The organism is Streptosporangium sp. NPDC001559 (assembly GCF_042893955.1).
Classification (GTDB): domain Bacteria; phylum Actinomycetota; class Actinomycetes; order Streptosporangiales; family Streptosporangiaceae; genus Streptosporangium.
Window position 1 is genome coordinate 78,515 of record NZ_JBIAVG010000010.1, and the last position, 13,493, is coordinate 92,007.

The 13,493-nt window shown below is 71.0% G+C and carries 12 protein-coding genes; 3 read left to right on the forward strand and 9 right to left on the reverse strand.

Going from position 1 to position 13,493, the window contains the following annotated elements; all coding sequences use genetic code 11:
* Window positions 1–317 precede the first annotated feature (317 nt).
* From meaB to mtnA, 5 genes are all read right to left on the reverse strand, one after another.
* A complete protein-coding gene (gene meaB, locus ACFYY8_RS22515) occupies window positions 318–1,295 on the reverse strand; it encodes a methylmalonyl Co-A mutase-associated GTPase MeaB (RefSeq protein WP_390043838.1) in 978 nt (325 codons plus the stop codon).
* Window positions 1,279–3,459 carry a methylmalonyl-CoA mutase gene (gene scpA, locus ACFYY8_RS22520; protein ID WP_390043840.1) on the reverse strand — a complete coding sequence of 727 codons (2,181 nt, stop codon included), beginning with the start codon at window positions 3,457–3,459 and terminating at the stop codon, window positions 1,279–1,281. Before scpA ends, meaB begins: the two co-directional genes overlap by 17 nt.
* A complete protein-coding gene (locus tag ACFYY8_RS22525) occupies window positions 3,456–5,222 on the reverse strand; it encodes a methylmalonyl-CoA mutase subunit beta (RefSeq protein WP_390043842.1) in 1,767 nt (588 codons plus the stop codon). Before ACFYY8_RS22525 ends, scpA begins: the two co-directional genes overlap by 4 nt.
* Window positions 5,223–5,416: 194 nt before the next feature.
* Window positions 5,417–6,193: an N-acetylmuramoyl-L-alanine amidase gene (locus tag ACFYY8_RS22530; RefSeq protein WP_390043844.1), complete on the reverse strand. Its 777-nt coding sequence runs from the start codon at window positions 6,191–6,193 to the stop codon at window positions 5,417–5,419.
* Window positions 6,194–6,346: 153 nt separating this feature from the next.
* Window positions 6,347–7,327, reverse strand: coding sequence for an S-methyl-5-thioribose-1-phosphate isomerase (mtnA, locus tag ACFYY8_RS22535; protein WP_390043846.1), 981 nt, complete (start codon window positions 7,325–7,327; stop codon window positions 6,347–6,349).
* 46 nt (window positions 7,328–7,373) lie between these two features.
* Between mtnA and ACFYY8_RS22540 the strand changes: the two genes are divergently transcribed.
* The 3 genes from ACFYY8_RS22540 to ACFYY8_RS22550 all read left to right on the forward strand — a co-directional run bounded on the left by ACFYY8_RS22540 (window position 7,374) and on the right by ACFYY8_RS22550 (window position 10,664).
* Entirely contained in the window at window positions 7,374–8,888 is a 1,515-nt protein-coding gene (locus tag ACFYY8_RS22540) for a protein kinase (protein WP_390043848.1), read from the forward strand.
* Between the two features lie 46 nt (window positions 8,889–8,934).
* A complete protein-coding gene (locus ACFYY8_RS22545; protein WP_390043850.1) occupies window positions 8,935–10,047 on the forward strand; it encodes a DUF5925 domain-containing protein in 1,113 nt (370 codons plus the stop codon).
* A gap of 128 nt (window positions 10,048–10,175) precedes the next feature.
* Window positions 10,176–10,664, forward strand: coding sequence for a hypothetical protein (locus tag ACFYY8_RS22550; RefSeq protein ID WP_390043852.1), 489 nt, complete (start codon window positions 10,176–10,178; stop codon window positions 10,662–10,664).
* Window positions 10,665–10,738: 74 nt separating this feature from the next.
* Here the strand turns inward: ACFYY8_RS22550 and ACFYY8_RS22555 are convergent, their stop codons facing one another.
* From ACFYY8_RS22555 to ACFYY8_RS22570, 4 genes are all read right to left on the reverse strand, one after another.
* Window positions 10,739–11,062, reverse strand: coding sequence for a hypothetical protein (locus ACFYY8_RS22555; protein ID WP_390043854.1), 324 nt, complete (start codon window positions 11,060–11,062; stop codon window positions 10,739–10,741).
* Between the two features lie 312 nt (window positions 11,063–11,374).
* Window positions 11,375–11,575, reverse strand: a complete 201-nt coding sequence (locus tag ACFYY8_RS22560) for a hypothetical protein (protein WP_390043855.1) — start codon at window positions 11,573–11,575, stop codon at window positions 11,375–11,377.
* A 534-nt stretch (window positions 11,576–12,109) separates the two neighbouring features.
* Window positions 12,110–12,301, reverse strand: coding sequence for a hypothetical protein (locus ACFYY8_RS22565; RefSeq protein WP_390043857.1), 192 nt, complete (start codon window positions 12,299–12,301; stop codon window positions 12,110–12,112).
* A gap of 448 nt (window positions 12,302–12,749) precedes the next feature.
* Entirely contained in the window at window positions 12,750–13,490 is a 741-nt protein-coding gene (locus ACFYY8_RS22570) for an ABC transporter permease (RefSeq protein ID WP_390043859.1), read from the reverse strand.
* Window positions 13,491–13,493 lie beyond the last annotated feature (3 nt).

Sequence of the window (13,493 nt, forward strand, 5' to 3'; positions counted from 1 at the left end):
ACTCCGGTGTGACCCGTCCCACACGGGAAACAGTCAGGGCCGGTCGACCGGCGGCCCCTCTGTGTCCTTCCCGCGCCTCACCATGCGCCTTCTCACGCTCACATGACTAAAGGGGTTTAATACGCCTTTCACAACCCTTTGGGCGAAGTATCACATGATTGACGGTGAGCGATCAAGGTCGCAGCCAAATAATCGTTTTACCATAACTGTAATGAATCAGTTTCTTAAGCAAGGATTCATGTAATGTGGGCAGAATTCGCAAATCAGTTCCCACCTGTGGTCGCTCAGCGTGACCGGGATCACATGGCCTCGCGCGGTCACGCGGGCCGGTGCCCGAAGGCGTCCAGGATGCGGTCGGCCGCCAGGGACGGCGTCAGCTCCCCCGTCTGCACCAGCCGCTCGACCTCCGGGGCGATCGCGGCCACCTCCGGATGCCCGTGGAGCCCGGCCAGCAGGCGTTCGGTCACCAGCGCCCAGGTCCAGCCGACCTGCTGCGCGCGGCGGCGGTCGGACAGCTCGCCCGAGACCTCCATGGCCTCCTGGTGCGCCACGACCTGACGCCACAGCTCCTCCATCCCCGCGCCTTCGAGTCCGCTGCAGGTCAGCACCGGCACCGTGCGCTCGGAGCGCAGCAGCCGCAGCGCCCCGGCCAGCTCCCTGGCCGCCCTCCTGGCGTCCAGTTCGTGCGGCCCGTCGGCCTTGTTGACCGCGATCACGTCCGCCAGCTCCAGCACGCCCTTCTTGATGCCCTGGAGCTGGTCGCCGGTCCTGGCCAGCGCGAGCAGCAGGAAGGTGTCCACCATGTCGGCGACCGCGGTCTCCGACTGGCCGACCCCCACCGTCTCGACGAGCACGACGTCGTAGCCCGCCGCCTCGACCACGACCATCGCCTCACGGGTCGCCTTGGCCACCCCGCCGAGCGTGCCCGAGGTCGGGGACGGGCGGATGAAGGCGGCCGGGTCGGCCGCCAGCCTGGACATCCTGGTCTTGTCGCCCAGGATGCTGCCTCCGGTCCTGGTCGACGACGGATCGACGGCGAGCACCGCGACCCGGTGCCCCCTCCCGGTCAGGAGGGTGCCGAGCGTGTCGATGAAGGTGGACTTGCCGACGCCGGGTACCCCGGTCACCCCGACCCGGCGGGCCCTGCCCGCCAGCGGGGTCAGCTCGACCAGCAGCCGCTGGGCCATGGCCCGGTGGTCGGGCCTGGTCGACTCGACCAGCGTGATCGCCCTGGCGATCCAGGCCCGGGAGCCCTCCTTGACCCCCCGGGCGTAGTCCTCAAACGTCCTGGACATGGCCGAGCCGGGTGCGCAGTTCGGCCAGCAGCTCCCCGGCGGCCCCGGCGATCACGGTCCCGGGCGGGAAGATCGCCGAGGCCCCCGCGGCGCGCAGCGCCTCGAAGTCTCCCGGCGGGATCACCCCGCCGACCACGATCATGACGTCCTCGGCGCCCAGCTCGGCCAGCGCCGTCCGCAGCGCGGGCACCAGCGTCAGGTGCCCGGCGGCCAGCGAGGAGACCCCGACCACGTGCACGTCGGCCTCGACCGCCTGGCGGGCGACCTCCTCGGGCGTCTGGAACAGCGGGCCGACGTCCACGTCGAACCCGAGGTCGGCGAAGGCCGTCGCGATCACCTTCTGCCCCCGGTCGTGGCCGTCCTGGCCCATCTTGGCGACCAGGATGCGGGGACGACGCCCCTCAAGCCGCTCGAACTCGGCGCAGGCCGTACGGACCTCGTCCACGCCCGGACCCACCTCCTGCCGGTAGACACCGGAGATCGTGCGGATCTGGCCCGCGTGCCTGCCGAAGACCTTCTCCAGCGCGTCGGAGATCTCCCCGACCGTCGCCATGGCCCGCGCCGCCTCGATGGAAAGCGCCAGCAGGTTGCCGTCCCCGGCCGCGCCCTTGGTCAGCGCCTCAAGGGCCCGCTCGACCCGAACCGGGTCGCGCTCCTGGCGCAGCCTGCGGAGTTTGTCGAGCTGCTGGGCGCGTACCGCGCTGTTGTCGACCTTGAGGACCTCGATGGGCTCCTCGGCGTCGGGCCGGTACTTGTTGACGCCGATCACCGGCTGGCGCCCGGAGTCGATGCGGGCCTGGGTCCGGGCCGCGGCCTCCTCGATGCGCAGCTTGGGCAGGCCCTGGTCGATCGCCCTGGCCATGCCGCCCGCCGCCTCGACCTCCTGGATGTGCCCCCAGGCCCTGACCGCCAGCTCGTGGGTGAGCCGCTCGACGTAGTAGGAGCCGCCCCACGGGTCGATCACCCGGCAGGTGCCCGACTCCTGCTGCAGCAGCAGCTGGGTGTTGCGGGCGATCCTGGCGGAGAAGTCGGTCGGCAGCGCCAGCGCCTCGTCCAGGGCGTTGGTGTGCAGCGACTGGGTGTGCCCCTGGGTCGCGGCCATCGCCTCGACGCAGGTGCGCACCACGTTGTTGAAGACGTCCTGGGCGGTCAGCGACCAGCCGGAGGTCTGCGAGTGGGTCCGCAGCGACAGCGACTTGGGGTTCCTCGCGCCGAACCCGGAGACCAGGCGCGCCCACAGCAGCCGGGCGGCGCGGAGCTTGGCGACCTCCATGAAGAAGTTCATGCCGATGCACCAGAAGAACGACAGGCGGGGCGCGAACCTGTCGACGTCGAGCCCGGCCGCGGTGCCCGCCCTGAGGTACTCGACGCCGTCGGCCAGGGTGTAGGCCAGCTCCAGGTCGCACGTGGCGCCGGCCTCCTGGATGTGGTACCCGGAGATCGAGATGGAGTTGAACTTCGGCATCCGCTCGCTGGTGTAGGAGAAGATGTCGGAGATGATCCGCATCGAGGGAGCGGGCGGATAGATGTAGGTGTTGCGGACCATGAACTCCTTGAGGATGTCGTTCTGGATGGTCCCGGCCAGCTGCTCCGGCGCCACCCCCTGCTCCTCGGCGGCCACGATGTAGAGCGCGAGCACCGGGAGCACCGCGCCGTTCATGGTCATCGACACGCTCATCCGGTCGAGGGGGATGCCGTCGAACAACTGCCGCATGTCGTAGATGGAGTCGATGGCGACCCCCGCCATGCCCACGTCCCCGGCCACCCGCGGATGGTCGGAGTCGTAGCCCCGGTGGGTGGCCAGGTCGAAGGCGACCGACAGGCCCTTCTGCCCGGCCGCCAGGTTGCGGCGGTAGAAGGCGTTGGACTCCTCGGCCGTGGAGAACCCGGCGTACTGCCTGACGGTCCACGGCTGGTTGACGTACATGGTCGGGTACGGCCCGCGCAGGTACGGCGCCGCCCCCGGGTAGGTCTCCAGGAAGTCGAGCCCCTCGAGGTCGGCGGCCGTGTACAGCGGCTTGACGTCGATGCCCTCCGGCGTCCGCCACGTCAGCTCGTCCGGGTTCTGACCGGTCGCCCGCCGTACGGCCCGCGCCCAGCCCTCCCGGTCGGGGGGCGTCGCGGGCTCCCCGGTCAGTCCGATTCCGGAGAAGTCGGGAATCAACGAGCCACCTCCAGGTCGTCGAAGATCGTGCGGAGCACGCCGAGCGCGTCGCACCCGGCGTGGACGGTGGCGTCCACGCCCGCGTGGTCCCCCCTGCCCGCCAGCCACACCTTCGCCGCCCCGGCCTCGCGCAGCGCGGCGGCCACGGCCTCGGCGTGCTCGCCGTACAGCCGGTCGCTTGAGCACAGGCAGGCGATCCTGGCGCCGCTCGCGGCGAAGGCCGCGGCGATCGCGGCCGGATCGACCGTGCCTCCAGGCGGTACGGGGGCGGTGAGGGCCGCGACGCCCCCGGCGTTGAACAGGTTGGCCGCGAAGGAGGCCCTGGCGGTGTGCGCGGCGACCGGGCCGATGACGGCCAGGAACACCGCGGGCCTGACCTCCTGGGCGTCCGCCAGGTCGCGCAGCGCCTCGAACTCCTGGGCGTAGCGGACACCGGACCGGGGGTGCGGCCTGGGCGGCCTGCTCAGCGGGCGCTCACCGAGGTCGGGGAACTCGCTCACCCCGGTGATCGGGTCGCGGCGGTGCGCGATGTTGCCGGAGCGCTCACGCCAGGTGGCGGCGATCCGGCCCGAGACGAGCCCCGACTCCACGGCCGCGGCCATGCCCCCGGCGCGTTCGATCTCCTGGAACCACTCCCAGGCCTTGCCCGCCAGGTCCTCGGTGAGCCGCTCGACGTACCACGACCCGCCCGCGGGGTCCGTCACCCTGGCCGTCCCCGCCTCCTCGACGAGCAGCGCGTGGGTGTTGCGGGCGATCCTGCGGGCGAAGGCGTCGGGCAGCCCCAGGCAGGCGTCGAACGGCTGCACGGTCACCGCGTCCGCCCCGCCCGCCCCGGCCGCGAAACAGGCCAGTGTGGTGCGGAGCATGTTCACCCAGGGGTCGCGGGCCGTCATCATCGCCGAGCCGGTCACCGCGTGCTGGCGCTGCCCCGCGTTCTCTCTCGCCCCGCACACCTCGGCGACGCGCGCCCAGACCCGGCGCGCGGCGCGGAGCTTGGCGATGGTGAGGAACTGGTCGGCGGTCGCCGCGTAGCGGAACTCCAGCTGACCGAACGCCTCCTCGACCGGCAGTCCCGCGCCGGTCAGCGTCCGCAGGGCCGCCACCCCGGCCGCCGTCGCGCAGCCGAGCTCCTCGGCGTCGCCTCCCCCCATGTCGTGGTACGGCGTGCCGTCGACCACGACCGCGCGCAGCCCGGGGAAGTCAGCCGCGCAGCGCCGGGCCAGTTCGGCCGCGGTCGCGGGGTCGCGGACCGGATCGGCCCCCAGGTTTCCGGTCAGGCCGCCCCGGGCGACTCCGCGCCGTTCGGCCAGCGCGAACAGTGTCCCGGCCGCCTCCGCGGTGCGTTCCCCGGCGTCCAGGACGATCGGGACCAGGTCCAGGTAGATCTCCTCGCCGAGGACGCGCGGCAGGTCCTCCGGCTCCAGCGTGAGCCACAGTGAGGTGACGCCGTTCTCCAGATCGGCCAGGACCGCCTCCCGGTCGGCCACCTCGTGGCGCTGCCTGACGTCCCAGCCCCCCACAGGCCGGGCCCCTCTGACGTACGGCGCCGCACCGGGCAGGCCCGGATCGCCGGGTAGGTCGGAGGAGTCGTAGAGCGGCGCGATGGTCACACCGTCGTAGGTGGTGGAGGACAGCGCCTCCTCCGGTGAGTCGGTCTCGATCCCGGACTTGCGCAGGACGCCGAGCGCGAGCTCACGCCACCGCTCCCGCGTGGTCGGCGGGAAACCGTCGGCCGTTCGAAGTTCCTCAGGCGGCACCGTCATGAACCGGATAGTAAGCCCACCCTCCAAACCGCCTTCCCTCCCCCCGGGCCCGCGGCGGCCGGTTCCCGCCCGCACCTCGCCTGTCTGGGGTTACCCGAGCCGATCCGGGGTCACACGAGGAAAGACCCCGTCCTCCCGGCGGAGGGGCCGGGAGGACGGGGCCTTCCGGTGGGCCGGGCGCCCACCGGGGTGGATCAGGTGACCGGGGCCTTCCAGGTGGCGTCCCAGGTGGCGCGGTCGACGGCGCCGGTGACCGGCAGGCTCTTCTCCTCCTGGAAGGCGCGGCACACCTCACGGGAGCCCTCGCCGTACAGGCCGTCGACGTCGATGTCCCAGCCCCGGGACTTCATCTTGGCCTGCCAGGTGCGCACGTCCTCCCCCTCCAGGAGGGGCGGGTACTTCAGGACGCGGCCGGGGAAGGCGGGCGGGGACGGCTCCTGGGGCTCGCCGGGGGTCTGGCCGCCGGGGCGGGGGGCGCCCCTCCTGACCCAGGCGTACAGCGCGTCTCCCGGGCAGTCGGTCGAGTAGCCGTCGCGGTGGCCCTTGATCTCTCTGCCCGCGCCGCCCTTGAGGCGCAGGTAGTCGACGGCGTCGAGGATGGCGTTCAGGGTGTCGTCGGTCGGCTGGACCAGACCGGCGTTGCCGACCAGGCCGAGCACGGCGTAGTGGGCGCTGTTGAGACCGGCGCCGTTGGCCGCGGGCAGGTGACCGGGGCCTCGGCCTTCGAACACCTTGCGGTGCGGGCAGGCGATCATCGAGTAGCCGATGTCGATCCAGCCGTTGCCGTCCATGTGGAAGTTCTGGATCGACCTGACCATCGCGACGCACTTGGCGTGGTCGTTGACGATGTCCGGGCTCACCTGGCCGCCGGTGTAGTGGACCTTGACGCCTTTGGTCGAGGTGAGCCTGCCGTAGGAACCGCGCGGTTCCCGGGCACCCCACTCTCGACGGGTAACAAGATCGATGGCCACGAGGGTTCTCCACGGTTTGGGTACAGGGGGTTAATCGGAGCGTAGTCGTTGACGCTTCGCCTGATCCCGTGGTTTACGAACTGATCTCCTGAAGAAACGGGACTCTGGCGACCGATCACCCTCGCCTACCCATAGAAAGCCCCCCAAACCCATTCAGGGCCGTTCCCCCAGGTCAGGGCGGATCACCCTGCGCTCGGTGACGATGGCCGTGACCAGATCGTGCGGGGTGACGTCGAAGGCCGGGTTGGCCGCGCGGGCCCCCGCGGGCGCGAGCCGTGTCCCGCGCACGCCGAGCACCTCGTCCTGGTCGCGTTCCTCGATCTCGATCCCGGCGCCGGTCGGGGTGGCGGGGTCGACGGTGCTCTCCGGGGCGACGACGACGAACGGCACGCCCGCCCGGCGGGCGCCCAGCGCCAGGGCGTACGAGCCGATCTTGTTCGCCGTGTCACCGTCCGCGGCGATCCGGTCGGCGCCGATGAGCACCGCGTCCGCGTACCCCCTGGCCAGCAGGAACGGTCCCGCCGAGTCGGCGATCAGCCGGTACGGCGCGCCCATCCTGTCCAGCTCCCAGGCCGTCAGCCTCGCACCTTGCAGCAGCGGCCTGGTCTCCATGGCCAGCGCCTCGGTCAGCTGTCCCCGCTCGTGCAGGGTCTGCACGACGCCGAGGGCGGTGCCGCGCTCGACCGCGGCCAGGCCCCCGGTGTTGCAGACGGTCATGATCCGCACCCGGTCACGCCCGGTGAGCTCGCGTACCAGGTCGGCGCCCCGCTCCCCCATCGCGCGGCAGGCCGCGATGTCGTCGTCCCTGATCCGCAGGGCGTGGGCGAGGACCGCCTCGAACCCGCCGTCCAGCCGGCCGAGCGCGGCGTCGACGGCCCAGGCGAGGTTGACCGCGGTCGGCCTGGCCGCGCGCAGCCTGGCCGCGACAGCCACGGGGTCGGGTTCGTCGCGTACGGCGAGCGCCACTCCGAGCGCCCCGGCGACCCCCAGTGCGGGCGCCCCCCGTACGGCCAGCCGCCGGATGGCCCCGATGAGCTCGTCCACCGTGCCGATCCTGAGCATGTCGCATCTGTCGGGAAGCGCCGTCTGGTCCACGAGTTCGATGGCGTCGTCCACCCAGTCGATCGTCCGCATGTCTCAAAATATGCCTATATAAGGCGGGCATCGCTAGCCTTGCCCCGTGAGCACCACCCCCCTGTCCCAGGACGACCCCCGCAGCCTGGGCGCCTTCCGGCTGACCGGAAGGCTGGGCGAGGGCGGCCAGGGCGTCGTCTACCTGGGGCAGACGCCCGGCGGAGAGCGGGTCGCCGTCAAACTGCTGTTCGGCGCCGACGCCGAGACCCGCGCACGACTGGCCAGGGAGCTGTCGGCGCTGGAGAGCGTCGCCCCCTTCTGCACGGCCCGCGTGCTGGCCGCCTCGGTCGACGGGCCCCGGCCTTACGTGGTGAGCGAGTTCGTCGACGGGCCGTCCCTGCAGCAGCGGATCAGGGAGCGCGGGCCGCTGCGGGGCGGTGAGCTGGAGCGGCTCGTGGTCGGCACGGCGACCGCGCTGGCGGCGATCCACGCGGCCGGGGTCGTGCACCGGGACTTCAAGCCCGCCAACGTGCTGCTCGGTCCCGACGGCCCCCGGGTCGTGGACTTCGGCATCGCCAGGGCGGACGGCGCGGCGACGATGACCTCGGGCATCGTCGGCACCCCGGCCTACATGGCGCCCGAGCAGATCGGCGGCTCCCCGGCCTCGCCCGCCTCTGACGTGTTCGCCTGGGCGGCCACCATGCTGTGCGCGGCGAGCGGGCGTTCGCCGTTCGGGGCCGACACACTGCCCGCCGTGCTGAACCGGATCCTCAACCACCGGCCCGATCTTTCGGTGCTGCCGGCCAGGCTGGCCGGGCTGATCGGCGCGTGCCTGGACAAGGACCCGGCGCGCAGGCCCACGGCCCGTTCCCTGATGGTGAGCCTCGTCGACCCGGGCGGGCAGGCTCCGCCACCCGGGGAGCCGGTGAGCGCGGCGGTGACCGGAGAGGCGAAGGCCGGGGAGAGCACCGGTGAGGGCGGTTCTGGTCTGCGCACCCAGGCGTCCCGGCGGCGTTCCGGGACCGTGTTCGGCGCCGGTCTGGCCGCCGTGGCGCTCGTGACCGCCGGGGGTGTCACGGTCTGGTACCTGGCCGGCGGGGCGGGTTCGGCCCCCGCCTCGACGGGCGGCCCCCGCGCGACGGGCACACCCGCGGGAGCCACCGCCGCGGTCTCCCCTCCGGCCGACCCCCAGGAGTCCCCGGGGGAGTACGCCGACCTGCCCGGCGACGTCTACGACACCGGGGAGCCGGTCCCCGAGTCCTCGGTGAGTCCAGGAGGTGCCGGAGTCCCCGCCGCGTTCGCCGGGACCTGGTCCGGGCACATCAAGCCGACCGACCCCACCGGCCTGTTCTCCACCCTTCGTGAGCACGACGTGACGATCGTCCTGGCCCAGGGGAAGAAGTCGGGCTCGTGGACCGAGCCGACCTCGGGGTGCTCGGGCACCCTGGTGCTCGCCAAAACCAGTGGGAAGGCCCTCGGGTTCGAGCTGAAGGTCCACGACGTCCTCCAGTGCGTCCCGGGCGACCTCACCCTCACCGGCAAGGGCGGACGGCTGGCCTACCACTGGACCGACGGCATGGGCTTCGGCACCACCTACGACGGAGTGCTGTCCAGGAAGTGAGGTAAATCCCTCGACCCGGATGGCCCTGAAGGGGATCATTGCCGACATGTCCGTTCTCAGGGAGGTCAGTATCACTCCGGAGCCGCACCCGGCGGAAGTACCGATGAACATCTGGCTCGACGACGGCGACTCGGCGGTCGACGTGATCGACGCCCTGGCGCTGTCGCCGTTCGCGACGGGCGCTCAGCCGTGGTCGCGCACCACCGAACTGGAACGGATCCGCGCCGACGCCCCGCTCGCCCCGGCGGCGGGGACGCTGGTGCGGGTCGCGCGGGAGGACGACGGGCGGGAGTCCCGGCTGATCCGCGGGGAGGGCTGGACGCTGCGGGTCGTCCGCTACCGCAACCGCTCCGCGCTGGTCAGCGTCACCGCGGTCGACGAGGGGCTGGCCCGCTCGGTGATCGAGGAGACGGTCAAGGACGCGCGGGAGGCCGTACCGGAGAGCGACCACGTCGAGATGGGCTTCTGGTGGCAGGGCCCGCACGGCGCCCGCCGTTCCGGCAAGCCCATCACCGCCGTCCCCTGGGCGGAGATCGGCGGCAACTACTCCCGGTCCCTGCGCGGCCCGCTCGACCGGCTGATGGCCCTGAACCCCGCCGACGTGCGTGGCCGCCTGGTCCTGCTGCACGGACCGCCCGGCACCGGGAAGACGACGCTGCTGCGCACGCTCGCCCGCGAGTGGCGCTCCTGGTGCCAGGTCGACTGCGTGCTCGACCCCGAGCGGCTGTTCAACTCCCCCGGCTATCTGATGGAGGTCGCGGTCGGTTCCGACTCCGACGACGAGGGCGGCAAGAAGTGGCGCCTCCTCGTCCTTGAGGACTGTGACGAGCTGATCAGGGCGGGGGCCAAGGAGGTGACGGGGCAGGGTCTTTCCCGGCTGCTCAACCTGACCGACGGCCTGCTCGGTCACGGCCGTGACGTGCTGGTCGCGATCACGACCAACGAGAACCTGTCCCGGCTCCACCCGGCGGTGGTCCGCCCGGGCCGCTGCCTCGCCCAGCTTGAGGTCGGCGCCCTCCCGCACGACGAGGCGGTCGGGTGGCTGGGCACCGCGGAGGGCGTCCCGGTGTCGGGCGCGACCCTCGCCGAGCTGTTCGCCCTGCGTGACGGGGTGGGCGAGACCCCGGCCGAGCCGGAGAGCATCGGCCTGTACCTCTGAGGGCCGTGCCCGGGGACAGGGCTGTGCCCGCGGGCATCGCACCCGGGAGATCGTGCGGTCTCCCGGGTCGTTCCTCCGCACGTGACAGGATGTCGCTCCACGAGGGGCTCGCCGTTATTGTCCGGTGGATGCGCATTCTCGGCAAACGTTCCCCCAGCCGTGGCCGGGGGCCGAAGCGGCACAGCCCGCTGAAGGCACTGGTGCTGACGGCCGTGACGGGGTTCGCCCTGGTCGCCGGGATCGGCGTCATCGGCGACCGGGTCAGCAGGGCGCACAACGCCGTCAAGGCGAGCACCCCGGCCCCCACCACCCCCACGCCCGGCCCGCCGTCCGCCGGAACGTCCGTCGGAGCATCCCCCGGCGCCTCCCCCGACGCGCGCCGGGTCCGGGCGCTGCTGGGCGCCCTGCGGGAGATCGATCCCGCGCTCGGCACCGCGCCCGGCCGGGGGGAGCCCGTCGGCCGGGCGCGGGCCTCGTGCCGGGACCTGGCGGAGGGAACGGACCGCGCGGAGGCGAGACGGCGGGTACGCGCCCGCTTCGGCGAAACAGTCGTGACCGGTTCCCGGAAGGCGGAGCGCGTCCTGACGGCCATCGAGAGGACGCTCTGCCCACCCTGAGATTTCACGACATATTGCATTTGTCATGGAATATGCGGTTAATCACCTCGGACTGTTCGAGGGGATTTCCGGACTCAGGACTCGCTGTCGGTCCAGACGCCGGTCACCCTGCCGCCTCCCGGGCACAGATAGCTCTTCGTGTGCGAGGTGTACTGCCAGGGCGAGTGGTAGTCGGCGCCGCCGGTCGTGCACCGCACGCCGAGCCGCCAACGCTCCCAGCCGTTCATGATGGTGCAGCCGCCGTACCCGATGGTCCTGGCGTCGTTGGTGTAGGACCGGCAGGTCGCCAGGGGGGCGGACAGACCGGAGGTCCCGGCCTGGGCGGGAGGATGGCCGTACACCAGTCCTCCCAGGGCCAGGACGCCCGCGGCGGCGACGGCCGCCTTTCTGGTGATCACGCGCTGGTACCTCCGATGGGAAGCGAGGGGTGGACGGGCGGGACGCCCGCACAGAGCTGCGCGACAAAAGTTATCTTTGACCTAGGAAAGAGACAAGAAAAGCCTGACATATGCGATTATGATATATACCTAAAAATGATGATATAGAGCATGGAATATCGTCCGGCCGACCGGCACGCCTGCCGCCTCCGGCGCGGCGGCCGCGGCGGACGGCCAGGGCCGCCCAGGACGAACCCCTCCCGGGCGACCCGGCCTCCCAACGACACCGCCGATCTCAGCCGCCGGTTACAACCGCCGGCTACCAGGCGGGATTCAACAGCTGGACAGAACACCGGCGCTGCCATCCTCGACGCTGGCCCTCACACATGGGCCACTCCGGGCGAGCTGGACGATGAGGGCGTCCCGGTCGCCCGGTGGCGATGTGAAAACGGCGGCCGATGCGGTTGCCGTGGTCGTCAGCATGCCGATGACGACCACGGCGGCGGCGGTGAACCCGATGACGATGCGGCGCACAATGACTCTCCTTTTCTTGCGCTTGCTAAACCATCTCGGGTTATAGCCACCCCATCCAACACGAACCGTAATCATTGGCTACACAGAGCTACCTTCGATCCAGAGGAAACCATGCGCTGCACCCAATAAGCGATAGCCCCTGTCACACAAGACAGCCCTGGAGAGGTCTTCGCGACAACGACAAACCCAAGAGGACTCCGGCCCCCGGAAAGAGGGCGAAGGCGCACAGGCGGCGGGACGGCCGAGGAAGACCGGCCAAGGGAGGAAGCACGGAGGAATACGGCACGTCATCCCAGGTCAAGGCCCAAAAGGCGGCACATCATTGCCTAAGCGAAATATGCGACAGGTCGCCAGTCGGCGTCGGCCGGTGACATCAGAATCCGTGCTCTCCGACAACCGTATGGAACCGCCCGGGACAGCGCTCAGAAGCCGGGCCGCCCGGGGCGAACCACCCCGGGCGACCCGGCTTCCCGACGGCACCACCGATCTCAATCAGCGGCTACGGCTGCCGGACCCACAGCCGAGCCGGCACGGTCAGCAATTTTTCAGGATGGCAGTGAGGATTCCTGTATTACTAGCCGTTACGCACGGGTTTGAGTTGGACTCAAGAACGCCGAGCCCATTGGAGCGCGGTCCGGGGTCGGCGGCTGACGGTGCCGCCGTGGCCGCCAGCATGCCGAAGACGGTCATCCCAGCGGCAGCGAACCCGATGACGATGCGGCGCACGATGCTTTCTCCTCTTTCCTGGGGTTGTCGATCCACCTCAAGTAGTAGCCATCCCTGCGAACACGAAACGTAATCATCGGCTACACAGAGCTACCTTTGCTTGGAGAAAATCCACGTAGTCCAGGAAACGAGCGACAGTGCCTGATGTACGGGACGACTCCCGAAAAGTCGGTACAACAGGACGGAACCAAGGCGCGCGGGTGCTCGCGACGGCCGAGGAGAGGGTCCGGCGAACGTGAAACGCGTGTTCGCGTTTCTCCAATCTGCGGAAACGCTCCTCTTCCCGGACACGGGAACGGCCCGGGCCACCTGGCCCGGGCCGTTCCCGCCCTCACTGACATGGTGTTACGCGAGACCGGGGACCTTTCTCCGGTGCCGCGACGCCCTGCCGTCCCCGCCTGCCCCTGTGAGGCGGGTGAGGGCTCCTTCCAAGGTCTCTCGGGTGACCTCAGGAGAAGCGGCGCCCCTCGTCCCGGCGGTAGGCCCACACGGCCAGGCCACCGAAGACCGCGACCCACAGCGCCAGCATCGCCAGGGAGAGCGGGGCGGGCGAGAAGCCCGTGCTGGCCGCCCAGACCAGCTCGACCGCGCCCCTGGTCGGCAGGTAGGGGGCGATGGTCTGGATGAACGCCGGGGCGGTGCTGGGAGGACCGGTGAGCAGGCCGCCACCGACGGCCATCGGGAAGAACACCACCTGGGCCACGACGATGGCGGCCTTCGACGGCAGCGCGTAGCCGATGAACAGGCCCATCAGGGTGAAGGGAAGCGACCCCAGGAGCAGCGCGGCCAGGCCGAGCAGCAGCTGCCCGAGGGTCACCGTCGCCTCCGTGAGGAAGGCCGCGATGAGCAGGACGGGGATGACCGCGATCGTCATGATGCCCATCACGGTGAGGATGCGCCCGGTGAAGCGGGGCAGCGGCCCTGCGGGCAGGGTGCGCAGGTAGGGGTCCCACGGCTGGGCCCGGTCCTCGGCGACACCGATGCCGTAGGTGAACAGGCAGGAGGACATGACCGCGAAGACCAGCATCGCGCCGGTCGCGTAGGTCGCCGCGACCGGGTCGTCCCCGGCGAAGGGCACCACGAAGAACAGCATCGACAGCGCGGGGAAGACGGAGCTCCCGATCACCGTCATGGGCACACGGACGGTTTCGAGGAACTGGTAGCGGGTGTGGGTGAGGACGAGGGACATCAC